Annotated in this window: 18 protein-coding genes; 10 read left to right on the forward strand and 8 right to left on the reverse strand. The window is 68.4% G+C overall.

The genetic code is table 11. From position 1 onward, the window contains the following. Window positions 1-5 precede the first annotated feature (5 nt). From FCH28_RS22535 to FCH28_RS22545, 3 genes are all read left to right on the forward strand, one after another. Window positions 6-356, forward strand: coding sequence for a hypothetical protein (locus FCH28_RS22535; protein ID WP_136741925.1), 351 nt, complete (start codon window positions 6-8; stop codon window positions 354-356). Window positions 357-547: 191 nt separating this feature from the next. Beyond that, window positions 548-1,024, forward strand: a complete 477-nt coding sequence (locus tag FCH28_RS22540; RefSeq protein ID WP_136741926.1) for a barstar family protein — start codon at window positions 548-550, stop codon at window positions 1,022-1,024. A gap of 616 nt (window positions 1,025-1,640) precedes the next feature. After that, window positions 1,641-2,207: a hypothetical protein gene (locus FCH28_RS22545; protein WP_169314220.1), complete on the forward strand. Its 567-nt coding sequence runs from the start codon at window positions 1,641-1,643 to the stop codon at window positions 2,205-2,207. A gap of 132 nt (window positions 2,208-2,339) precedes the next feature. Here FCH28_RS22545 and FCH28_RS22550 read toward each other — a convergent pair whose 3' ends face one another. Together FCH28_RS22550 and FCH28_RS22555 are read right to left on the reverse strand one after the other, a co-directional pair. Beyond that, the gene (locus FCH28_RS22550) at window positions 2,340-2,846 is read right to left on the reverse strand and encodes a hypothetical protein (RefSeq protein ID WP_136741928.1); all 507 of its coding nucleotides are present in this window, start codon (window positions 2,844-2,846) and stop codon (window positions 2,340-2,342) included. Between the two features lie 171 nt (window positions 2,847-3,017). Next, window positions 3,018-3,920 (reverse strand): MarR family transcriptional regulator, encoded by a 903-nt coding sequence (locus FCH28_RS22555; RefSeq protein WP_136741929.1) that lies wholly within the window; start codon window positions 3,918-3,920, stop codon window positions 3,018-3,020. A 633-nt stretch (window positions 3,921-4,553) separates the two neighbouring features. Between FCH28_RS22555 and FCH28_RS22560 the strand changes: the two genes are divergently transcribed. Continuing rightward, complete coding sequence (locus tag FCH28_RS22560; RefSeq protein WP_136741930.1) at window positions 4,554-6,029, forward strand: MFS transporter; 1,476 nt, start codon at window positions 4,554-4,556, stop codon at window positions 6,027-6,029. Here FCH28_RS22560 and FCH28_RS22565 read toward each other — a convergent pair. Together FCH28_RS22565 and FCH28_RS22570 are read right to left on the reverse strand one after the other, a co-directional pair. Beyond that, window positions 6,007-6,255 carry a DUF397 domain-containing protein gene (locus FCH28_RS22565; protein ID WP_136741931.1) on the reverse strand — a complete coding sequence of 83 codons (249 nt, stop codon included), beginning with the start codon at window positions 6,253-6,255 and terminating at the stop codon, window positions 6,007-6,009. The two genes, FCH28_RS22560 and FCH28_RS22565, sit on opposite strands and share 23 nt — an antisense overlap. Beyond that, entirely contained in the window at window positions 6,252-7,064 is an 813-nt protein-coding gene (locus FCH28_RS22570; RefSeq protein WP_136741932.1) for a helix-turn-helix domain-containing protein, read from the reverse strand. The genes FCH28_RS22565 and FCH28_RS22570 overlap by 4 nt, the downstream gene beginning before the upstream one ends. A 251-nt stretch (window positions 7,065-7,315) precedes the next feature. Here FCH28_RS22570 and metG point away from each other — a divergent pair, with 251 nt between their 5' ends. Both metG and FCH28_RS22580 read left to right on the forward strand, forming a co-directional pair. Then, entirely contained in the window at window positions 7,316-9,043 is a 1,728-nt protein-coding gene (metG, locus tag FCH28_RS22575; protein ID WP_136741933.1) for a methionine--tRNA ligase, read from the forward strand. Between the two features lie 274 nt (window positions 9,044-9,317). Then, the gene (locus FCH28_RS22580; protein ID WP_246103089.1) at window positions 9,318-9,836 is read left to right on the forward strand and encodes a DinB family protein; all 519 of its coding nucleotides are present in this window, start codon (window positions 9,318-9,320) and stop codon (window positions 9,834-9,836) included. A gap of 199 nt (window positions 9,837-10,035) precedes the next feature. On the opposite strand, the gene aspS is transcribed toward FCH28_RS22580, so the two are convergent. Then, window positions 10,036-11,823: an aspartate--tRNA ligase gene (gene aspS, locus FCH28_RS22585; protein WP_136741934.1), complete on the reverse strand. Its 1,788-nt coding sequence runs from the start codon at window positions 11,821-11,823 to the stop codon at window positions 10,036-10,038. A gap of 333 nt (window positions 11,824-12,156) precedes the next feature. Here aspS and FCH28_RS22590 point away from each other — a divergent pair, with 333 nt between their 5' ends. Beyond that, the gene (locus tag FCH28_RS22590; RefSeq protein ID WP_136741935.1) at window positions 12,157-14,322 is read left to right on the forward strand and encodes an ATP-binding SpoIIE family protein phosphatase; all 2,166 of its coding nucleotides are present in this window, start codon (window positions 12,157-12,159) and stop codon (window positions 14,320-14,322) included. Here FCH28_RS22590 and FCH28_RS22595 read toward each other — a convergent pair. From FCH28_RS22595 to FCH28_RS22605, 3 genes are all read right to left on the reverse strand, one after another. Further along, window positions 14,250-15,383 carry an AI-2E family transporter gene (locus FCH28_RS22595; protein ID WP_136741936.1) on the reverse strand — a complete coding sequence of 378 codons (1,134 nt, stop codon included), beginning with the start codon at window positions 15,381-15,383 and terminating at the stop codon, window positions 14,250-14,252. The genes FCH28_RS22590 and FCH28_RS22595 overlap by 73 nt on opposite strands. A 155-nt stretch (window positions 15,384-15,538) precedes the next feature. Next, a complete protein-coding gene (locus FCH28_RS22600; protein ID WP_136741937.1) occupies window positions 15,539-16,495 on the reverse strand; it encodes a pirin family protein in 957 nt (318 codons plus the stop codon). A gap of 122 nt (window positions 16,496-16,617) precedes the next feature. Further along, window positions 16,618-17,091, reverse strand: coding sequence for an SseB family protein (locus FCH28_RS22605; RefSeq protein WP_136741938.1), 474 nt, complete (start codon window positions 17,089-17,091; stop codon window positions 16,618-16,620). A 178-nt stretch (window positions 17,092-17,269) separates the two neighbouring features. Between FCH28_RS22605 and FCH28_RS22610 the strand changes: the two genes are divergently transcribed. From FCH28_RS22610 to FCH28_RS22620, 3 genes are all read left to right on the forward strand, one after another. Beyond that, window positions 17,270-19,096 carry an acyl-CoA dehydrogenase gene (locus FCH28_RS22610; protein ID WP_136741939.1) on the forward strand — a complete coding sequence of 609 codons (1,827 nt, stop codon included), beginning with the start codon at window positions 17,270-17,272 and terminating at the stop codon, window positions 19,094-19,096. Between the two features lie 295 nt (window positions 19,097-19,391). Continuing rightward, window positions 19,392-20,687: a M18 family aminopeptidase gene (locus FCH28_RS22615; protein ID WP_136741940.1), complete on the forward strand. Its 1,296-nt coding sequence runs from the start codon at window positions 19,392-19,394 to the stop codon at window positions 20,685-20,687. 1 nt (window position 20,688) lies between these two features. Continuing rightward, window positions 20,689-22,734, forward strand: coding sequence for an AfsR/SARP family transcriptional regulator (locus tag FCH28_RS22620; RefSeq protein ID WP_136741941.1), 2,046 nt, complete (start codon window positions 20,689-20,691; stop codon window positions 22,732-22,734). Window positions 22,735-22,856 lie beyond the last annotated feature (122 nt).

Genomic DNA, 22,856 nt, shown 5'->3' on the forward strand with positions numbered 1-22,856 from the left:
AGCATATGAATCACGAATTCGAAGCAACAGACATCGATAGATTCGTAGAAGAATTCGGCGCCACGGCCACCAGCGATGCCGACGAGGATGTATGCGTCGTCGACTTTAATGACGCAACCGGGGAGGATCTCACTTTCTCCTACAGTCCGACCGGTGCGTCAGTACGGGTACAACTCCGCGACGCTCAAGAAACGGTATTGGACATCTTCCGAGAAGGCGCTACTCGACTGCGCATCGAATCGAACCAAGAGCACTCATCCGTCCTTATTGACTTCAACGATGGGGTGACTAGCGGAATGCTTACCATCCAGATCTTCCCACGAATCAGAATCACCGACAAGATGCTGTTTCACTAGGTTGGCAATCACCTCACAATTACTCGATCTACACAGTAGCGAAAGGGCCGCATGAGCAATAGGGTCCCTGCGAGGCGGCCTTACGGGGGCCACCGTAACGCCCAGGAAGGTGTGGGGAGGGTGGCCGGCATGGCCGAGCTAATTCCGCGGACGATCGTAGGCATGGGCGACCACTGGGCCATCTTTGCCGTATGGAGTCCGAAGTGGTGACCACAAAAGAGTCTTGGATCCCAATCAAGCCCTGGCTTCACGTAGTTGGCCCAGATGCCCAGATGCCGACCAAATCCCTGCTAGCCCAGCCGGGATTGACATTTACAGCATGGCTAATTGGCAGCGAGATGAGAGATACAGACGGCGTATTTCAGCAATTTTGGGACGGTTTCAAGTTGCCCGACTATTTTGGGTGGAACTTCCCTGCACTGAACGACTGCCTTCGCGACCTAAGCTGGATTCCAGCGAATCAATATTTCCTTTTCATTGAGGAAGCGCACGCCGTTCTCCACGAACACCCTGAGGAGATGCGTGAATTTTTCGACATCCTGTCACGGGTCGGAGCGAAATGGTCATACGTAAAGCATCCCGAAGGTACTGAGGAGGCTAGATTTCAAATCATCCTTGGATGCAGCAAGGAAAGACTCTCAAACATGACGGAAATCCTGCAGGATTAACACTGTCTGCCAACGCTGGAGAGCGAGTAGCCGGAGTGACACCCATAGGTATTCTCTAGCTCGAAAGAGTCCACCTATACTCCCAGAGCGGTGAAATCCTTGCCTGCTCTCCCGCTGTCTGCTCTGCAGACAGCGGATGGCTCCGGGTGCAGGATCCATTGATGGTCGGAGAAATCGCTTCTCGCTTGACCGAAGCCAAGGGATCCCCAGAATTCTTGGCTCTATCCTTGGACGGCCGACATCTCTGTGCAATTTTGGTCGAAGATGACGACTACTGGATCGTGACACACGAGTTCTGAGTGGGGCGAAGTCGCCACCCGCAGACTGCGCACGTCCTGTTCTATGAAATCACTGAGTGAGGGATTGAGTGAGCACACCGCAGCAGCCGATGGGGTATCCCCAGCAGGGACCGGTCGGACAGGTGCCGTCTGGACCAGGCCTGTACGGGCAGCAGGCTCCGTACGCACCGCCGCCGCAAGCGCCTTATGGCGGGCCGTCTCAATCTCCCTACGGATACGGCGGGCCCGGGATGATGCCGCCGCCTCCGCCGAAGAGTAATGCCGGGAAGGTATGGGGCATTATCGGGGCGGTTGTTGGGGTGTTGGTGATTGGGAGTGTGGCGTCGGTCGTGCTTTCTTCGGGTGGCAGCGGGGGCGGGAACGGTCGTGCTGGCGGGCCCAAGTACAAGATCACGGTGCCGCAGTCGCTTGTCGGTGGGGAGTACAAGCTTGATCAGGACATATCCCAGCAGGCCGGTTCCCAGATACCGACTGACGGGGTGAATTCTCACGACGTGCATCCGGCGGGCGGTCAGTACACCGGTGGCATGAAGTCATTGGTAATGCTCGGGCTCTACGGCACGGTCGATGATCCTGATGAGGGCGTCGACCGCATGGTCGATGGGCTGACCAGTTCGCCGAGCGTCGAAGTCGCCGTGCCTGAGAAGGAGTTCACGCCCACTGGTGGTGGCGATCCGCTGACCTGTGGGGTGGAGGTGAAGAATCAGGCGGGGCAGAAGATTCCCCTGGCCTTCTGTGTCTGGGGGACTTCCAGTACGACCGTCAGTGTCGTCGAGACCGATGCTGCGGATTTGCGGAAGGATCCGAAGTCGATCGATCTTCAGGATTTTGCCGATAAGGCGAGCAAGATACGGGCCGAGGTTCAGGTTCCACTCGGCGGCTGATGGTCGAGTTCCCCGACGTTCGGCGTAACAGCCGGTCTCCCTGCTGCGGCGACAGCCTGCCCGCCGCACACGAAGGTCGTGAACGGGCCCCGGCGCCGCTCCTGCCGAGCGGACGCCGGGGCCCATTGCGCGTCAGTCGTCGCTGTCCTTGTAGCTGCTGTTGTCGACGGTGATGCTGCAGTTCATCGACGAGCCGAGCGTGGTGGTCTGGCCCCCCGGGTCCCCCGTGCCGCCGTCCGCGTTGCCACCCACGCCGTTCCCGTAGCCGACCTGGCCGTTCTTGTCGATGTTCTTGTCGTTTGCCGTGCACGTGGTGCTCTGGTCGCCTCGCCAGACGCTGCTCGGCTTCTTGTGGCCGTGGTGACGACCCTTCGACTTCTTCTGGTCCTCTTCTTCGAGGTTCGCCTGCTGCTGGTCGTAGCCACGGTCCGACTGCTGCTGCTGTTCGTAACCGCGGTCCGACTGCTGCTGCTGGCCGTAGTCACGGTCCGCCTGCTGCTGGCGGTCGTAGTCGCTGGACGACTGGCGGCTGTAGTCGCTGCCATCCGCCTCGGCGTCGGCGTAGGCGGTGCCGGCGCCGATGAGGCTGACACTGCCGAGGATGGCGACGACGACGGCTGCCTTACGAAGCTTGCGCATTTCATCTCCGGTGTAATGAGCGGAAGCGATCAGTAGTTGATCGACTTCGTACAGTTACGAGAGGTTAATAGGAACATCCGCGAACGCAGTCAGTGACGCGCCGTGGTGAAACCGCAACAGCGGAGCACCCAGATGGGCGGATCGGCGGCCAAACTCGTCAGCCTGGGCCTGTCAGGAGAGCCCGGCGGCGGTGCGGAGGTGGGTTGCGCGGGCGTGGACCTCGGTCGGAGTGAGGGGGCCCGTCCGCTGGGGTGGCGTCTCGCCTCGGCACGGGGTGCAGAGGCCGGCGGGCAAGGCTTCGGGGCGGCCCGGGACGCCACAGTTGGTGCATTCGACCAGCCAGCGCCGGACGGGCGTGGGCTTCCGCTCGGTCTTCGGGGCGTGGCTGGGTTCTGGGGGGAGTTTGCTGGTCAGGCGGGTGCGGATGAAGGCGCCCGGGCTGGCGACCTCGCTTGGGAGGCCGGCGGTCAGGGAGCGGGTGAGGTGGTCCGCGGTGGCACCTCGGGCGAGCCATTGGGATGCCAGCGGCTCCAAGGCCGCGCATTCGGCTGCCGAGAGGGTTACGCGGTCGTCGACCTGGCCGAGTGCGGCGAGGGTGGCGTAGGCGCGGGAGTGGGAGTGGGGGCGAGAGTGGGGGCGGGGCTGACTGGGTGACCTGGGTGGCTTGGGTGGCCTGGCTGGCGGTGGGGTGGGGAGAGTTGGGGGTTCGGTGGGGGGATTTGCCGGCGTCGGCGCCTGGTTGAGGTAGGTGGACCACCAAGCGTCGGGGCGGGGGGTGCGGGAGAAGAACGTGTGGGTGACGAGTTTGTTGCCGTCGGCCGGGGCGCTGCGTACGCGGCGTAAGTGGCCGGTGGTGGAGAGGGTGCGCAGGGCGGTGGCGACGGCTTGTTGGCCGTAGTACGGCTGCGCGTCGGCGAGGGTTTTGATGCTCATCGCGGCGCCTTCGGGGAGCGCGTCGATGACACCGGCGAGGTACGCCTCGCGGGCCGGGAGGTGGGAGAAGAAGACGTCGACGCAGTCCCCGGTGCTGGCCGTGTCAGTGACCGTGCGTTTCCCGTAGCCCGGTCGGGCCATTGGGTGGGATGGCGATGTGGGGACAGGCAGGGCGGCGATAGGCTGCGCATCAGCCACGAGATCGCTCCAGGATCTTGGTGGTTAGACCTCGGCACTGGTGTTGGCGCACCGGCCGGGGTCGTTTTAGTTGCTGTGAAGAGTTGCGGCGAACGCTAGAGGATCGGGACGGCGTGTCGCAAGGCGGTCACGAAAAGTGATCTGCGGTGGTAGGGGCGGTAGTTGAGGCCCGCGTGCGGGGCCGTGCGCGCGGGTTTGGTTGGTGGGTTACCAATCCCAAAACCAAACAACCCAGACAACCAAACCAACAGAGCTCGGGGCTCGGATCTGGGATCTGGGATCCCGAGGAATGGGACCCGAGACCCGGGAGACGGGAGTCCCCAGCACCTCCCTTCTCACAACAGGCGAGCCCGCGCCCGCCTGCCTACGCTGATTGGGTGAAGGGTGAATCACCTGGCAGCCCCGGTCACCCCGGCTGCCCAGGTCACCCTGGTTGTCCCGGTTCCCGGCGATCGGCGGAGGCGGGTCCTGATGAGTGATGCCAGCCATGAGGGAGGCCCATCGCCGCCTCCCACCCCCGAGACACCCAGTTGGGCCACGCAGCCCGCCCCCGATCCACGCCGCTGGTGGGGGCTCGTGGTGATCGCGATCGCCCAGTTGATGGTGGTGCTGGATGCCACGATCGTGAACATCGCGCTGCCGTCGGCACAGCATGACCTCGGCATGTCGGATGCGAACCGGCAGTGGGTGATCACCGCGTACACCCTCGCCTTCGGCGGCCTGCTCCTCCTCGGCGGCCGGATCGCGGACCTGATGGGCCGGAAGCGGACGTTCATGATCGGGCTGGTCGGGTTCGCCGTCGCGTCCGGACTGGGCGGAGCCGCCCAGGGGCCCGGACTGCTCTTCGGGGCACGCGCCCTACAAGGCGCCTTCGCCGCGCTGCTCGCCCCATCCGCACTGTCGCTGCTCACCACGACCTTCACCATCGGGAAGGAGCGCAGCAAGGCGTTCGGGATCTACGGCGCGATCGCGGGCGGCGGGGCAGCCATCGGGTTGATCGCCGGCGGCCTGCTGACCGAGTACCTGAACTGGCGCTGGTGCCTGTACGTGAACATCCCCATCGCCGCCCTCGCCTTCGCCGGCGCGGCCGTGTTCCTGCATGACAAGCCCGAGCGCGCCGCCGCCCACCTGGACGTACGTGGTGTGGCGCTGGGTTGCGCCGGTCTCGTCGCGATCGTCTACGGGTGCAGCGAGGCGCAACCGCGCGGCTGGAGCGACTCCCGGGTGATCGCGCTGCTGGTGGGCGGTGTGGCGCTGCTCGCCGTCTTCGCCTGGTGGCAGACCCGGGCCCGCCACCCGCTGCTGCCGCTGCACATCGTTCGCGACCGCAATCGCGGCGGCGCCTTCCTGACCATGGGCCTGGCCTTCATCGCGATGTTCGGCATGTTCCTGTTCATGACCTACTACTTCCAGGTCGTCCTCGGATACTCGCCGGTCAAGGCCGGTCTGGCGTTCCTGCCGATGGTCGCGGCGATCGTCATCGGCTCCACGCAGATCTCGGCCCGCCTGCTGCACCGCATCGCGCCCCGGATGCTGATGGTCCCCGGCGCGCTCCTCGCCGCCGCGGGCCTGTACACGCTGACGTTCGTGACCGCGCGCTCCGCGTACGCCGCGCACGTCCTGCCCGCCGAACTCCTCGTCGGCGCCGGCATGGGCCTGATCTTCATGCCGGTGATCGCCACGGCCACGTCCGGCGTCGCACTGCACGATGCCGGCGTCACGTCCGCGACCGTCAACACCGCACAGCAGGTAGGAGGTTCCGTCGGAACGGCGCTGCTCAACACCATCGCGACGTCGACGAGCGCCACGTATGTCGCGTCCCATCTCGCGGACGCCGCGCGCCAGAATGCGGGCCGTATTACGCCCGCCATGCGGGACGGCATCGTGAAGGACGGCGTGGTGCACGGCTTCAACGTGGCGATCGGCGTCGGCTCGCTGATCATGCTGCTCGCCGCCGTGGTGGCCGGCCTGATGATCACGACCCGTACGGCCAAGCAGGGGCCGGTGGCGGAGGAAGCGCCGCCGGCGGTCAGCGACCAGCGGCGAGTATGAGGAAGTCGCGCCAGGCGGGGGCGGGGAAGGTGAGCGCGGGACCGGTCACGTTCTTGGAGTCCCGGACGTGGATGGCATCGGCGGCCGGGCAGGTGGCCGCCTCGACGCAGGCGCTGCCCTCGGAGTCGCTGTACGTGGCCTTGCGCCAGGAGAGGGCAACTTCGACGCACTCGCTGCCCTCGGAGTCGCTGTAGCTGGACTTGAACCAGGACAGTTCGCCGCTCATAGCTTCTCTACCATCCGTTCGAGGAAACTTGCAGACTCCTCAACGCTAAGCGCCTGAGTGCGGATCATGCCATGTCGAGCAGTCAGCAAACTGAGTTCGGCCGGATCCGATGTGAAGTTGCTCGTCGATTGCCCCTCCGTCAGGGCAAAGTGCGCGTGATCTGGGGTTTCCAGCAGCACCATCGGACCATTGAGCGCCGCAGGAGCGACGCGGTCGAACGGCAGGACCTGCAGAGAGACGTTCCGGAGTTGCCCGGCCTCCAGCAAGCGGAGCAACTGTCGCCTACGCACTCCAGCGCCGCCGATCGGGCAATACAGGGCAGCTTCGTAGAGCACGAAGTTGAAGTCGACCGGCGGGGTACGAGTGAGCAGCTGTTGTCGCTCCAGCCGCGCCCGAATTCGTCGTTCAGCAGTCTCGTCGTCCAGCGGAGGATAGTGGTCGCCGATCAAGGCACGTACGTACTCCTCCGTCTGCAACATCCCTGGGATGAGCAGAGGCTGGTACGACCACACACTGATCGCGTCCTCTTCGAACTCGAAGTAATCCCGCGACCGCTCCGGAAACTTCCCCTTCTTCAGATACGTCAGCCCGGCGACCAACTTCCCCCTCGCCCCGAAGAGTTCATCCGCCACCTCCGCCAGCTTCGGCGGCACCGGCCGCCGCCCGCACTCCACGGACTCCACCGTGGCCACCGAGTAGCGGGCCGCCCGGCCCACCTCCTGGCGGCTGACTCCCGCGTCCTTGCGCCACAGCTGGAACTGGTTACCGAAGTACCGGTACGGGTCAGGAAGTTGAGGTTCATCGGCCATGAGATCCGCCTCCCCGGCGTCGTACGCACGGTGCGTACTCGCCTCGTCACGGGCAGGCTATTTCGGCCGGAGGTGCCGTACACCGTATGAACAGGGAAATTCCTCCCGCTCCGTCCCGTACAGCGAGCCAGTACGGGTTCGCATCGCTGGCGCATCGCCGCCCGCACCGCCACCCCCACCCCGTCCAGTACGATATTGACGTTCCGTAAAGCAAATCCTCACTCACCGTAGCGACTTGGGAGCAGCCGGCAATGGCTCGACACCTCATCACCAGCGCCCTTCCGTATATCAACGGGATCAAGCACCTGGGCAACATGGTGGGGTCCATGCTCCCGGCCGATGTTTATGCCCGGTATATGCGGCAGCGCGGGCACGACGTGCTCTACATCTGCGCGACGGACGAGCACGGCACCCCCGCCGAGCTGGCGGCGAAGGACGCGGGTCAGTCCGTCGACGCGTTCTGCGCGGAGCAGCACGACAAGCAGAAGGCGATCTACGAGGGCTTCGCGCTGGAGTTTGACTACTTCGGCCGGAGCTCGTCGCAGGAGAATGTGGAGCTGACCCAGCATTTCGCGCGGAAGCTGCACGAGAACGGCTTTATCGAGGAGCGTGCCATTCGGCAGGTCTACTCGAATGCCGACGAGCGCTTTCTGCCGGACCGCTACATCGTCGGTACGTGCCCGCATTGCGGTTACGACAAGGCGCGCGGTGACCAGTGCGAGAACTGCACCCGGGTGCTCGACCCGACCGATCTGATCGGCGCGCGGTCGGCGATCAGCGGCAGCGATGACCTGGAGGTGCGCGAGACCAAGCACCTCTTCCTGCTCCAGTCGAAACTCCAGCACGAGGTCGAGGGCTGGCTGGACGGAAATGGCAGCAAGGAATGGCCGACGCTGGCTTCCTCCATCGCGCACAAGTGGCTGACGGAGGGCCTCCAGGACCGGGCCATCACCCGTGACCTGGACTGGGGCGTTCCGGTGCCGGCCGATGTGTGGCCGGATCTGGCGGCCGAGGGCAAGGTCTTCTACGTCTGGTTCGACGCACCGATCGAGTACATCGGGTCCACCAAGGAATGGGCGGACGTCGACCCGGAGAACCGCGACTGGAAGTCGTGGTGGTACGAGGCGGATGACACCGTCCGGTACACGGAATTCATGGCGAAGGACAATGTCCCGTTCCACTCGGTGATGTTCCCCGCCACCCAGCTCGGCACCCGCGAGCCGTGGAAGAAGGTCGACTTCCTGAAGGCCTTCAACTGGCTGAATTACTACGGCGGGAAATTCTCTACGTCGCAGAAGCGCGGAATCTTCACGGACGCGGCGCTGGAACTGCTGCCGGCCGACTACTGGCGCTACTTCCTGATGGCCAATGCCCCGGAATCGGACGACACGTCCTTCACCTGGGAGCTGTTCTCGTCGTCGGTCAACAAGGACCTCGCGGACACGCTCGGCAACTTCGTCAACCGGGTGCTGTCGTTCTCCCGTAAGCGGTTCGGGGACGATGTGCCGGCGGGCGCGGCGGCCGGTGCCGTCGAGCAGAAGCTGGGCGAGGAGATCGCCGGGCTGCTGGCGGAGTACGAGGGCCACATGGAGGCCCTGCAGTTCCGTAAGGCGGCGGCCTCGCTGCGCGCCCTGTGGAGCGCGGGCAACTCCTACCTTGAGGAGAAGGCCCCGTGGCTGGAGATCAAGACGGACAAGGACGCGGCGGCGCTGACGCTGCGTACGGCGATGAACCTGATCCACCTGTACGCGGTCGTCTCCGAGCCGTTCATCCCCACCTCGGCGAAGGCGATGCGGAGCGCGTTCGCGCTGGAGAACGACACGGCGGTGTGGGTGACCCAGGAGGACGCGAAGGCGCTGGCGTCGGTGCCCGCCGGGACGCCGTTCACGGTGCCGCCGGTGCTCTTCGCGAAGATCACCGAGGATGACCTGGCGGCTTACCGGGAGCGGTTCGGCGGCAGCGAGGACGCGGACGCGTAGGGGTCGCTCCTGAGGGAGGGGCGTTCCGCCTCTCCTTTTTCCCCGCCGCCTACTACCCGCCGCCCACCCACCCCCTTAGTTTTTTCCCCGCCGCCCACCCCCCTTCGGGGGGTGGGCGGGTGTGGTGGGGCGGTTTCCCGTACCGGGTGGGCCGGTCGGGGGGCGGGTGTGGCCGGTGTGGTGGGTCGGCTTCCCGAACCGGGTAGGCCCGTTTCCCGTACGGGGGCATCCGCGCCCGCGGCCGATTGTCAGTGGTGGGTGCGACCCTGGCGGGGTGACCATCGCTGAGCGTCGCCCCGTCCCGCCCATGACCGCCGACGAGCGCACCACCCTCGAATCCTGGCTCGACTTCCACCGCAGCACCCTGGCCGCGAAGTGCGCGGGCCTGGACGACGAGGCCGCCCGGCAGGCGTCCGCCGAGCCGTCGCCGATCACGCTGATCGGGCTGGTCCAGCATCTGGCGGAGGTGGAGCGGCGATGGTTCCGGCGGGTGCTGCTGGGCGCCGAGCTGCCGACGACCGCGCTGGGCGGGCCTTTTGATCCGACGGTGCCGGATGGGGGCTTCGAGGTGTCGGAGGGCGCCACGCTCGCCGGGGCCCTGGCCGTCTGGCAGGAGGAGATACGCACGGCGCGCGAGGCCTGCGCGGGAGTGGGCCTCGACGCGACGGGGGAATTCCAGGGCACTCCGGTGTCGCTGCGCTGGATCTACGTCCACATGATCGAGGAGTACGCGCGGCACAACGGGCACGCGGATCTGATACGGGAGCGGGTGGACGGGGCGACCGGGGTGTGAGGCCACGCCGGCGGGAGGTCCGCCGTACGAGACCCGGCGGGAGGCCATACGAGACCCGGCGGGAGGCCATACGAGATCGGGCACAGGAGGAGGTACGAGGCCCGACCGGCAGCGTGGGCACGACGAAGGCCCGGAACCGTTCCCGGTCCCGGGCCCCGCGTTCACGTCAGACGGTGCCGGCTACGGCACCACCTCCGCGTCACTTCGTCGGCTTGTACGGCGTCGGCTTCGCCGGGCCCTTGTAGATGCTCAGGTGGAGCTCCTTGAGGCGGGCGTCCTCCAGCTCCGTCGGCGCGCCCATCATCAGGTCCTGCGCGTTGCCGTTGAGCGGGAAGGCGATCGTCTCGCGGATGTTCGGCTCGTCGGCCAGCAGCATCACGATGCGGTCGACGCCCGGGGCGATGCCGCCGTGCGGCGGGGCGCCGTACTGGAAGGCGCGGAGCATGCCGGAGAACTCGTGCTCGACGGTCTCCTTGGAGTAGCCCGCGATCTCGAACGCCTTGAACATGATCTCGGGCTCGTGGTTCCGGATCGCGCCGGAGGACAGCTCGACACCGTTGCAGACGATGTCGTACTGCCAGCCCAGGATGTCCAGCGGGTCCTGGGTCTCCAGGGCCTCCAGGCCGCCCTGCGGCATGGAGAAGGGGTTGTGCGAGAAGTCGATCTTGCCGGTGTCCGCGTCCCGCTCGTACATCGGGAAGTCGACGATCCAGCAGAAGCGGAAGACGCCCTCTTCGAAGCGGCCGGCGCGCTTGGCGGCCTCGACACGGACCGCGCCCATGATCTTCGAGACCTCGTCGAAGTCACCGGCGCCGAAGAACACCGCGTGGCCCGGCGCGAGCGACAGACGCTCGGTGAGGACCTTGACGTTCTCCTCGGTGAGGAACTTGGCGATCGGGCCGGTCAGCGAGCCGTCCTCGCCGACCCGCACCCAGGCCAGGCCCTTCGCGCCCTGCTCGACGGCGAAGTCGCCGAGGCCGTCGAAGAACTTGCGCGTCTGGCCCGCGGTGTCCGGCACCGGCAGCGCGCGGACGTGCTTGCCGGCGAACGCCTTGAACTCCGAGCCCTCGAAGACGTCCGTGATGTCGACGAGCTCCAGCTGGGCGCGCAGGTCCGGCTTGTCGGAGCCGTACTTCAGCATGGCCTCGCGGAACGGGATCCGCGGGAACGGCGAGGTGACGTGGCGGCCGTTGCCGAACTCCTCGAAGAGCTCGGTCATCAGCTTCTCGACGGGCTGGAAGATGTCCTCCTGCTCGACGAAGGACATCTCGATGTCGAGCTGGTAGAACTCGCCCGGCGAACGGTCGGCACGGGCGTCCTCGTCGCGGAAACAGGGCGCGATCTGGAAGTAGCGGTCGAAGCCCGAGATCATGAACAGCTGCTTGAACTGCTGCGGGGCCTGCGGCAGCGCATAGAACTTGCCGGGGTTCAGCCGGGACGGCACCACGAAGTCGCGCGCGCCCTCGGGGGAAGTCGCGGTCAGGATCGGGGTCGCCATCTCGTTGAAGCCGAGGGCGGTCATCTTGTGGCGGATGGCGGAGATCACCGCCGTGCGCAGCATGATGTTGCGGTGCATGCGCTCGCGGCGCAGGTCCAGGAAGCGGTACTCGAGACGCCGCTCCTCGCCCACCCCGTCATCGGTGTTGATCTGGAACGGCAGCTGCTGCGCGCCGCCCAGCAGCTCCACCTCGGAGACCTCGACCTCGATCTCGCCGGTGGGCAGCTCGGGGTTGATGTTCTCGGCGCCGCGCGAGATGACCCGGCCGTCGACGCGGACGACCGACTCCTTGTTGAGCTTGTCCAGGGCCTCGTACGCGGGGGTGCCGGGGCGGGCGACGAGCTGCACGAGACCGTAGTGGTCGCGCAGATCGATGAAGAGGATGCCGCCCAGGTCACGTCGATTGTGCAGCCAGCCGCTGAGGCGGACGTCCGTGTCGACGTCCGCGGCCCGGAGCTCGCCGCAGTTATGGGACCGGTACCGATGCATCGCTCATCCAAGTCGTCGCGAGTCGAGGTGGGGGAGTTGAGAAGTTGCCGGGGGATACGGGAGAGGCGGGAGACACCGCGCACGCTCGAACATTCGATCGACCGTCCGATGGGTCACCCGGAGCACCCGGATCACCGGAAAGGCCACCCCAGGATTGACATAACCGCTCCAGGTTACCGTCCCGGACCCCACCCCTCGCTGACATATACCCGTCACGGCCGTCCCGGGGCGGACCGGGCGAGGGTCCCCGGGTGAACCGGAGCTCCGGCGCTGCGAGGATGGTCCCGCCCGGGTCGCTGGTCGGCCCCCCGGAAATCCCCCTAAAGTGAGGCAATGCGCACCGAGGACCTCTTGGCCGCCATCGCGACCGGCCTGTGGCACTGGGACAACGCAACGGGACGGGTCGCCCTCGACGCCGAAGCGGCCCGGCTGCTCGGGCTGCCCCCGTCACCGGTGGAGCTCAGTGAGGCGGCCGTGCGCTCCCGTTTTCATCCCGTCGACTTCGCCGAGATCAACGGCGTGGTGCAGCTCGCCGTCACCGAGGAAACGGTCGCCGAGGCCCGGCTGCGCATCGTCGACGAGCGCGGCCAGGTGCTGCGGACCGTTCGCTCCCGCTCCCGCCCCCGGGTCGTCGACGGTGACTTCGAGCTGGTCGGCACCCTCCAGGAGGTTCCCGAGCCGCAGCAGGGCACCTCCGCCGCGCGCACCCCGATCACCGGCGACTGGCGGCGCTCCCGCGAGGCGTTCCTGCTGGACGCGGGCCGGGCGCTGGCCGAGGCCCGGTCCACCGCGGAGGTACTGCGGGTCGCGGCCGGGCTGTCCATGCCCGGCTTCATGCCGGAGGGCCTGGCGGTCTTCGGCATGAAGGGCGACCGGATCTCGGTCATCGGCCACCACGGCCACGAGCCCGGCGACGAGCGCCCCTTTCTCGACATGCCGCTGGAGACCGACTATCCGGCGGCCGAGGTCATCAGGACCGGCCGGGCGATCTATCTGCCCACACCCGAGGACTACCGCCGCCGCTACCCCACCACCTGGCCGCTGGCGACCCGCTTCCACCGCGCCTCGTGGGCGTTCCTGCCGCTGGTCAACGCGGGCCGGACGATCGGCGCCTGGATGGCGGGGTTCGGCCAGCCGGTCACCTTCACGCCCGATGAGCGCTCGGTGCTGACCACCGTCGCCCGGATGCTGGCCCAGGCGCTGGCCAGGGCCGGTGTGCAGGAGTCCCAGCACGAACTCGCGGTCGGGCTGCAGCGCAGCATGATGCCGACGGTGCAGCCGGACATCCCGGGGATGACGGTCGCGGCCCGCTACGTCCCGACCGGCGGCGGCCTGGAGGTCGGCGGCGACTGGTACGACATGATCCCGCTGCCGTCCGGCCGGACCGCGCTGGTCATCGGGGACGTCCAGGGGCATGACGTACGGGCCGCGGGGCTGATGGGACAACTGCGGATCGCGCTGCGCGCCTACGCCGCCGAGGGCCACCACCCCGACGCGGTGCTCTCCCGCGCGTCCCGTTTCCTGGCCGGGATCAACGAGACCGAGGCCCGCGGACAGGACGGGGACCCGCGCTTCGCGACCTGCCTCTACATCGAGGTGGACCCGACGACCGGGCTGCTGGACATCGCACGGGCCGGCCACCCCGACCCGGCGATCCGGATGAGCGACGGCACGATGCTGGTCCGCCCCACCGCAGGCGGGCTGCCGCTGGGCATCGACCCGGACTCCGACTACCCCACCACCCGGTTCGTCCTGGAGCCCGGCGAAACCATGATGGTGTGCACCGACGGGATGATCGAGACCGGCGGCCACGATCTGGAGACCGGCTGGGCGCGACTGCGCGACATCATCGAGGCGTATGCCGGCGGGGAGGACCCGGAGGGCCTGGAAAGCCTCGCCGACGCCCTGGTCGAGGCCGTGCTCGGACCGTCCTCGCACCACACCACCGGGCCGCTGATCGACCGCCGCGAGGACGACATCGCGATGTTGCTGCTGCTCCGCGAGGGCGCCAGCTGCGCGGTGGGCACCGGTGGACCGCGGCCGCAGCAGCCCGTACGCCGCACCGTGCTGACCGTCGCGCAGGCCGAACCGGAGCGGATAGCGGAGGCGCGCCGGCAGGTCCGGGATGTGCTGCACGACTGGGCCGATCCGGACCAGGTCGACTCCGCCGTGCTGATGGTCTCCGAGATGGTCACCAACGTCCTGCTGCACACGGACGGGGACGCGCTGCTGGTCGCGGAGATCTCCGGTGAGCGGGGCACCCGGCGTATCCGCGTGGACGTCGCCGACAGCAGCGATGAGCTGCCGCACCGCCGCAGCCCCGGCGAACTGGCGTCGTCGGGGCGCGGTCTGATGCTGCTGGAACTGCTGGCCGGCGCGTGGGGCGTGAATCCGCGCGGGGACGGCAAGTCGACGTGGTTCGAGATCTACGAGGACGGGGGCGGCGGCGGGGACGACGATGCCGCCGAGCCGTTGTCGCTGCCCGAGCCCGCCGCGTAGTGCAGGCGCAGCTCGTGGAGCACGCCGGAGAAGGCCGCGGTCAGCGGTACGGACAGCAGCATGCCGAGGATCCCGGCGAGGCTCGCGCCCGCCGTGATCGCCAGCATCACCGTCGCCGGATGCATCTGGACCGTACGGCTCTGGATCATCGGCTGGAGGACATGGCCCTCGAGCACCTGCACCGCGAGGACGACGCCCAGCGCCCACAGCGCGATCACGAAGCCGCGGTCCGCGAACGCCACCAGGATCGCCACCGCGCCCGAGATGACGGCGCCGAGGTACGGGATGTAGGCGCCGACGAAGACCAGCGCGCCCAGGCCGAGCGCGCCCGGCACCTTCAGGATCAGCAGGCCGACGGTGATGCAGATGGCGTCGATCAGCGCGATGAACGTGGTGCCGCGCATAAAGCCCTCGATGGACTGGAAGCCGCGGCGGGCCATCCGCTCCAACTGGGGTGCCGAGTCGCCGGGGGCCCAGTCGCGCAGCGCGCGTACCGCCTTGTCCGAGTCGCGCAGAAAGAAGAACGTCAGCAGCAGGGCCAGCACCGCCGCGGCGATGGCCTGGCCGACGACGCTGACGCCGGCCAGCAGCCCGGAGGCCGCGGTGCTGCCGAACTTGCCGACCAGGTCCTTGGCGTTGGAGGCGATGTCGTCGAGTGAGGTGCCGGCCGTGCCGAAGTGCTGGGAGAGGCCCTGGGCGGCGTCCTTGAGCGAGGCGATGATCTGGTCACCGGTGTCGACCAGCGCGCTGACGACGATGTAGCCGGCGCCGCCGACCACGACCACCAGCACGGCACAGGTCAGTCCGGCGGCGACGGACCGGTTGAGCCGCATCGCCACCAGCCGTCGGTACAGCGGCCCGAGCAGCCCGCTGCCCAGCAGCGCCAGCAGCACCGGCACCACCGCCGCGCTCAGCCAGACGCAGAGCCAGATGCCGAGGGCCAGAACGGCCGCGACCAGCAGCACCACCGCGCACCAGGCGGCCGCCCGCCGTGCCTCGATCGGGAGCAGCGGCTGCTCGCGCCGAGGTCCGCGCCGGTCTTGATCCGAGTCGTTTCGCACTCGGACAGTCCACCACGGTGCGGCGGCGGGCGACCGGTATTGGTCGCGTACGGGGTGCTCCGGTCGGGGGCAACAGACGGGCCGGGGCGGTGTTTCACGTGAAACACCGCCCCGGCCCGCTCAGAGGTCTGCTCGCTCCCGCTGCTGACGCAGGCTCAGTGTTCGTCGGCGGGGATCGTGCCGAGGCGGCCGGCCTGGAAGTCCTCGAAGGCCTGGGCCAGTTCGGCGTGGGTGTTCATCACGAACGGGCCGTAATGCATCATCGGCTCGCGGATCGGCAGCCCGCCGATCAGCACCACCTCGAAGTTCGGGCTGCGCGAGTCCTGGCTCTCGTGCGCGCGGATCGTGAGCGAGTCTCCCCCGCTGCCGAAGACGACCGACTGGCCCATCCGGAACGGGCGTCCTTCCGCACCGGCGGTACCGCGCCCGGCCAGGCTGTACGCCAGCGCGTTGAAGTCCGCGCGCCAGGGCAGCGTCAGCTCGGCGCCCGGGTTCAGCGTCACATGCGTCATGGTGATCGGGGTGTGCGTGACGCCCGGTCCCCGGTGACCGTCGATCTCACCGGCGATCAGGCGCAGCAGCGCCCCGCCGTCGGCGGAGGTCAGCAGCTTCACCTTGCCGCCGCCGATGTCCTGGTAGCGGGGGGCCATCATCTTGTCGCTCTTCGGCAGGTTCACCCAGAGCTGGAGGCCGTGGAAGAGGCCGCCGGACATGACGAGCGACTCCGGCGGCGTCTCGATGTGCAGCAGACCGGAGCCCGCCGTCATCCACTGGGTGTCACCGTCGTTGATGACACCGCCGCCACCGTGCGAGTCGCGGTGCACGAACGTCCCGTCGATCAGATACGTGACGGTCTCGAAGCCGCGGTGCGGGTGCCAGGGCGTGCCCTTGGCCTCGCCGGGCGCGTAATCCACCTCGCCCATCTGGTCCATCATGATGAACGGGTCGAGGTGCTGGTAGTCGATACCGGCGAAGGCCCGGCGCACCGGGAAGCCCTCGCCCTCGAAGCCGCTGGGCGCGGTGGCCACGGCCAGCACGGGACGGGGGCGCGCCGCCGCGGGCGCCGCCACACGCGGCAACGTCAGCGGATTCTCTACGGTCACAGCGGGCATGACGGCCTCCTCGGTCGTTCACCATTCAACTTAGTTGAATCCTTAACAAACCGCAAGGCGTGCGGCATTCCCGATGTGTTTACGCAGGCCAAGAGGGGTACCGAAGAGGGAGGGGCGGGCGACTAGCCGTACATCCGGCGCATCGCGAAGTCCACCATCTCCTCGACGGCCTTCGCATCGAAGACCATCCGATGGTCGCCCTCCATGTCGAGGACGAAGCCGTAACCCGTCGGCAGCAGGTCGAGCACCTCGGCACCGGTGATCACGAAGTACTTGGACTCCTTGCCCGCGTACCGCCGCAGCTCCTTGAGGGAGGTGAACATCGGGATCACCGGCTGCTGGGTGTTGTGCAGCGCCAGGAAGCCCGGGTTCTCGCCACGCGGGCAGTAGATCTTGGAGGTCGAGAAGATGCCCTGGAAGTCCTCGGCCGACATCGAGCCGGTGGTGAAGGCTCGCACCGCGTCGGCGAGGGAGGGCGGCGACGGCTCGGGATACAGCGGCTGCTCGCCGTAGCCCCCGGGGGCCGGTTGCTGCGGCGGGGGCGGCGCACCGTATTGCTGCTGCCCGGCACCCGCGTTCTGGTCGTAGCCGTACATGCCGCACAGCGTACTGATTCCAGGGGCAGACGGGGGATGCTCGTCACAGATGGGTGGTTAGGGGTTGCTTCTTATTACCGGTGGGTAGCATCATCTTAGCTACTTGCTGGTATTGCGTATTGAGGTCACCGCCTCGTTTCGAGGTGCCTTCCTCCCGAACCCTTACGGAGCCGTACCCATGGGGCACTACAAGTCGAATCTCCGCGACATCGAGTTCAACCTCTTCGAGGTGCTCGGCCGTGACAGCGTGTACGGCACCGGACCGTTCGCGGAGATGGACGTCGACACCGCCAAGAGCGTGCTGTCCGAGATCGCCCGGCTGTCCGAGAACGAGCTGGCCGATTCGTTCGCCGACGCCGACCGGAACCCCCCGGTCTTCGACCCGGAGACCAACACCGCGCCGATCCCGGACTCCTTCAAGAAGAGCTACCAGGCGTACATGGACGCCGAGTGGTGGCGTCTGGGCATCCCGGAGGAGATCGGCGGCACCACCGCGCCGCGCTCCCTGCTGTGGGCCTTCGCCGAGACGATCCTGGGCTCCAACCCGGCCGTGTGGATGTACGCCTCCGGCCCGGCCTTCGCCGGCGTGCTCTTCGAGGAGGGCACCGACGAGCAGAAGAAGTGGGCCAAGATCGCGGTCGACAAGGGCTGGGGCTCCACGATGGTGCTGACCGAGCCCGACGCCGGCTCGGACGTCGGCGCCGGCCGCACCAAGGCCGTCAAGCAGGAGGACGGCTCCTGGCACATCGAGGGCGTGAAGCGCTTCATCACCTCCGGCGAGCACGACATGTCGGACAACATCCTTCACTACGTCCTCGCCCGCCCCGAGGGCCACGGCCCCGGCACCAAGGGCCTGTCACTCTTCCTCGTCCCGAAGTACGAGTTCGACTTCGAGACCGGCGAGCTGGGCGCCCGCAACGGCGCCTACGCGACCAACGTCGAGCACAAGATGGGCCTCAAGGCCTCCAACACCTGCGAGATGACCTTCGGCGACAAGCACCCCGCCAAGGGCTGGCTCATCGGCGAGAAGCACGACGGCATCCGCCAGATGTTCATGATCATCGAGTTCGCCCGCATGATGGTCGGCACGAAGGCCATCGCGACCCTGTCGACGGGCTACCTGAACGCGCTGGAGTACGCCAAGGAGCGCGTGCAGGGCCCGGACCTGGCCGCCTTCACCGACAAGTCGGCGCCGAAGGTCACCATCACGCACCACCCCGACGTGCGCCGCTCGCTGATGACGCAGAAGGCGTACGCCGAGGGCATGCGCGCGCTGGTGCTCCACACCGCCACGGTGCAGGACGAGATCCTCATCAAGGAGGCGGCCGGCGAGGACGCGTCCGCCGAGCACGCGCTGAACGACCTGCTGCTCCCGATCGTCAAGGGCTACGGCTCCGAGAAGTCCTACGAGCAGCTGGCCCAGTCGCTCCAGACCTTCGGTGGCTCCGGCTACCTCCAGGAGTACCCGATCGAGCAGTACATCCGGGACTCCAAGATCGACACCCTCTACGAGGGCACCACCGCGATCCAGGGCCAGGACTTCTTCTTCCGGAAGATCGTCCGCAACCAGGGCGCGGCGCTGACGCAGCTCTCCGAGAGCATCAAGAAGTTCCTGGCCGACGGTGTCGGCGGGGAGGGCCTGGAGGGCGCCCGCGGCGAGCTCGCCAAGGCCGCCGCCGACCTGGAGGCGATCGTCGGCGCGATGCTGACCGACCTCGCGGCGACCGAGAAGGACGTCAAGTCCATCTACAAGGTGGGCCTCAACACCACGCGTCTGCTGATGGCTTCGGGTGACGTGGTCATCGGCTACCTGCTCCTCAAGGGCGCCGCGGTGGCCCAGGAGAAGCTGGCGAACGCCTCCTCCAAGGACAAGGCGTTCTACGAGGGCAAGATCGCGGCCGCGAAGTTCTTCGCGCACAACGTCCTGCCGGGCGTCGCGGTCCAGCGCTCGCTCGCCGAGTCCGTCGACCAGTCGCTGATGGAGCTGGACGAGGCCGCGTTCTAAGCCCTTCCAGCACGGACCCGGTTCCCTGAGGCGTTCTTGTTCTTAGGGGTCTCTCAGAATCGGCGTCCAGAATGACGGTGCCCGCCTCCCTTCCCCCGGGGAGGCGGGCTTCGTCGTGCGAGCGGGCTTCGTCGTGGGAGCCGCCTCGTTATGGGCGCCGCCGCCGGTGCGCGCGGCCGGAATCAATCGTTCCGCCGGGGCTCCGGTGCCGGCGGCGAAAATCGTGGCCGGAAGGTAGCGGCGTCACGGTGCACAGGCACGGGGAATGCGGGGTCCGGCTCCTTATGCTGAAGACATGAGCCACTCCTCCCGCTTCGATCGCGGTCACACCGACGACCTGATGTCCTTTCTCGCGGCCAGCCCGTCGCCGTACCACGCGGTGGCGAACGCGGCGGAGCGACTGGAAAAGGCCGGTTTCCGGCAGGTCGCGGAGACCGACGCATGGGACGGGGAGAGCGGCGGGAAGTACGTGCTGCGGGGCGGCGCGATCGTCGCCTGGTACGTACCGGAGGGCGCCACCGCGACCACTCCATACCGAATTGTCGGGGCTCATACCGACTCTCCCAATCTGCGGGTCAAGCCGATTCCTGACACCGGTGCGCGCGGCTGGCGGCAGATCGCCGTCGAGGTCTACGGCGGCCCGCTGCTCAACACCTGGCTCGACCGCGACCTCGGGCTCAGCGGCCGGGTGACGCTGCGGGACGGCAGCGACCGGCTGGTGAACGTCGACCGGGCGCTGCTGCGGGTGCCACAGCTGGCCGTACACCTCGACCGGTCGGTGAACACCGACGGGCTGAAACTGGACAAGCAGCGGCATATGACGCCGATCTGGGGTCTGGGCGAGGTCGGCGAGGGTGAGCTGATCGCGTTCGTCGAGGAGGAGATCGGTGTCGCGGCCGGGGAGGTACAGGGCTGGGACCTGATGGTGCACAGCGTCGAGCCGCCCGCCTATCTGGGGCGGGACCACGAACTCGTCGCCGGGCCGCGGATGGACAACCTGCTGTCCGTGCACGCCGGCACCGCCGCGCTCGCCGCTGTCGCCGCCGCCGACAGCGAGCCGACCAGCATCCCGGTGCTCGCCGCCTTCGACCACGAGGAGAGCGGCAGCCAGTCGGACACCGGCGCGGACGGGCCGCTGCTCGGCACGGTGCTGGAACGTTCTGTCTACGCGCGCGGCGGCTCGTACGAAGACCGGGCGCGGGCGTTCGCCGGCACCGTGTGCCTGTCGTCCGACACCGGCCACGCGGTGCACCCCAACTACAGCGAGCGGCACGAGCCGGGCCACCACCCGATGCCGAACGGCGGCCCGATCCTCAAGGTGAACGTCAACCAGCGCTATGCGACGGACGGCAGCGGACGGGCGGTGTTCGCGGGGGCCTGTGAGCGGGCAGGCGTGCCCTGGCAGTCCTTCGTGTCCAACAACGCGATGCCCTGCGGGACGACGATCGGGCCGATCACCGCCGCCCGGCACGGCATCGCGACCGTCGACATCGGCGTCGCGATCCTCTCCATGCACTCGGCGCGCGAGCTGTGCGGCGCCGAGGACCCGTACCTGCTGGCGAACGCCCTGACGGCCTTCCTGGAGTGCTGAGTTGGAATTCTCACTGCTGGGCCCGATCGCCGTGACGACCGGCTCCGGGGAGCTGTCGCTCGGGCCGGCCAAGCGGCGCAGTGTGCTGGCGCTGCTGCTGTTGCAGCCCAACACCACCGTTCCACTGGAGCAGTTGATCGACTCCCTGTGGGAGGACGAGCCGCCCGAGCATGCCCGTACGGTCGTGCAGGGGCATGTCTCACGGCTGCGCGCGACGCTCGCCGAGGGCGGCGCCGACGGGTACGGCATCGAGCTCACCACGCATGGATCCGCGTATCTGCTGCGGTTGCCCGAGGAGCTGATCGACGCCCACCGGTTCGGGGAGCTGGTGGCCCTGGCACGGCCCGAGGCGGCGCCGGCCGATGCGGTACCGCTGCTGCGCGAGGCGCTGGGGCTGTGGCGCGGCCCGGCACTGACCGGCACGGTCACCAGCCCGCCGTTCGCGGCCGCCGCGCATGCGCTGGAGGAGCGCCGGCTGACGGCGGTCGAGGCGCTGGGGCGGGCGCACGGCGCACTCGGCGAGCATGAGCAGGCGGCGGCCATCCTCTACTCCGCCGCGGTCAACCACCCCTTGCGGGAAGGGCTGATCGCGGCGCTGATGCGGGCGCTGTTCCGTACCGGACGGCAGTCCGACGCGCTGGAGTGGTTCCACCGCACCCGCCGGCTGCTCAACGAGGAACTCGGCGTCGACCCGGGCGAGCGGCTGAGCGGCGCGTACGAGGAGATCCTGCGGGCCGAGGCGGCACGCGGCCGGAAGTCGGGGGCCGCGGCTCACGGCGGGCGATCCGCGGCGGCCGGTGGAGCGGGTACGGCGGCCAGCGGGGCGTCGGGGGCCGGTTCCGGGGCCGGTGCGGCGGGTTCGGCAGCCGGTGAGCGGATGCCTGTGCAGGGCAGCGGCGCCGGGGTGGGCGTCTCGCCCGCCATGGGCGGCTCTCGTGGGACGGGTGGCTCTGTTGCCGCGGAGGGCACGACGACCGGTGCGCGCGGCGGGGCCACGCCTGCCGGAGCGGCGCCGCGGCTGCTGCCCAGGCCGCCGGCCCGGTTCCTGGGCCGGGAGGACCGGCTCGCCGCGCTGACCGACGCGCTGACCGACCGCGGTACCGGTGAGAGCCCGCTCGCGGTGGTGGCGGGTCCGGCCGGCGTGGGCAAGACCGCCTGCGCGGTGCAGTGGGCCCATCTGTACGCCGGGGCCTTCCCTGACGGCCAGCTCTTCGCCGATCTGCGGGGCTTCGGGGAGGGCGACGAGGCACCGCCGGCCGAGATCCTGCGCGACTTCCTGCTCGCGCTCGGTACCCCGCCGGAGCGGGTGCCCACCTCCGCGCAGGCCGCCTCGGCGCTGTTCAGGTCGCTGGTCGCGGACCGCCGGCTGCTGGTCGTCCTGGACAACGCCCGTCACTCGGCGCAGGTCAGGCCGCTGCTGCCGGGCGGCCCGCACTGCGCCACGGTCGTCACCAGCCGCAGCCGGCTGGACGGCCTGGTGGCCACCGACTGCGCCCGGCCGGTCGGCCTCCAGGTGCTCGGCCACGAGGAGGGCGCGGCGCTGCTGGGCGCGATGCTCGGCCCCGAACGCGTCGCCGAGGACCCGGCCGCCGCGCGGGAACTCGTCGACCTGTGCGACGGTCTGCCCTTGGCTCTGCGGGCCGCCGCGGCCCAGCTGACCGCCCGGCCGCGCTGGCGGCTGGCCCGGCTCGCCGCCGCGCTGCGCGACGAACGGCGCCGGCTGGCGCTGCTGTCGGCGGAGGACACCGGCATCGCGGCGGCGCTGCGGATGTCCGTCGCCCGGCTGTCGGCGGACGACGCACGGCTGCTCAGCGCGCTGGCGACCAGCGCGGACGGACACCTCAACGCGTCCGTCGCGGCGGCGCTCGCCGGCTACGACCCGGAGCGCACGCAGGACGGTCTGGACCGGCTCGCGGAGATGCACCTGGTGGACGAGGAAGCCACCGATGTCTACACGATCAGCACGCTCACCCAGCTGTTCGCGCGGGACGAGCGCGGCGAGCACGGTGATCGGGCCGAGGGCCACGGGGGCGGTGTGGCCGAGTAGGGCGCTGTGGCCGAGTAACCGCCACGGTTCGGCGGTCTCGGCGGCCGACGCTCGCGGACGTGGGGCGAGCGTCCTCGGGGGACGTTAGGCGAGCGTTAGCGATACGGCAGCGGCGGGCGGCA

Source organism: Streptomyces piniterrae, from assembly GCF_005048155.1.
GTDB lineage: Bacteria > Actinomycetota > Actinomycetes > Streptomycetales > Streptomycetaceae > Streptomyces > Streptomyces piniterrae.

What these genes read in the sequence shown, in the direction of transcription:
- FCH28_RS22535 (WP_136741925.1), top strand. Translation starts at nt 6, where the DNA reads ATGAATCACGAATTCGAAGCAACAGACATCGATAGATTCGTAGAAGAA.
- FCH28_RS22540 (WP_136741926.1), top strand. Translation starts at nt 548, where the DNA reads ATGGAGTCCGAAGTGGTGACCACAAAAGAGTCTTGGATCCCAATCAAG.
- FCH28_RS22550 (WP_136741928.1), bottom strand. Translation starts at nt 2,846, where the DNA reads ATGCGCAAGCTTCGTAAGGCAGCCGTCGTCGTCGCCATCCTCGGCAGT.
- FCH28_RS22555 (WP_136741929.1), bottom strand. Translation starts at nt 3,920, where the DNA reads ATGGCCCGACCGGGCTACGGGAAACGCACGGTCACTGACACGGCCAGC.
- FCH28_RS22565 (WP_136741931.1), bottom strand. Translation starts at nt 6,255, where the DNA reads ATGAGCGGCGAACTGTCCTGGTTCAAGTCCAGCTACAGCGACTCCGAG.
- FCH28_RS22570 (WP_136741932.1), bottom strand. Translation starts at nt 7,064, where the DNA reads ATGGCCGATGAACCTCAACTTCCTGACCCGTACCGGTACTTCGGTAAC.
- metG (WP_136741933.1), top strand. Translation starts at nt 7,316, where the DNA reads ATGGCTCGACACCTCATCACCAGCGCCCTTCCGTATATCAACGGGATC.
- aspS (WP_136741934.1), bottom strand. Translation starts at nt 11,823, where the DNA reads ATGCATCGGTACCGGTCCCATAACTGCGGCGAGCTCCGGGCCGCGGAC.
- FCH28_RS22590 (WP_136741935.1), top strand. Translation starts at nt 12,157, where the DNA reads ATGCGCACCGAGGACCTCTTGGCCGCCATCGCGACCGGCCTGTGGCAC.
- FCH28_RS22600 (WP_136741937.1), bottom strand. Translation starts at nt 16,495, where the DNA reads ATGCCCGCTGTGACCGTAGAGAATCCGCTGACGTTGCCGCGTGTGGCG.
- FCH28_RS22605 (WP_136741938.1), bottom strand. Translation starts at nt 17,091, where the DNA reads ATGTACGGCTACGACCAGAACGCGGGTGCCGGGCAGCAGCAATACGGT.
- FCH28_RS22610 (WP_136741939.1), top strand. Translation starts at nt 17,270, where the DNA reads ATGGGGCACTACAAGTCGAATCTCCGCGACATCGAGTTCAACCTCTTC.
- FCH28_RS22615 (WP_136741940.1), top strand. Translation starts at nt 19,392, where the DNA reads ATGAGCCACTCCTCCCGCTTCGATCGCGGTCACACCGACGACCTGATG.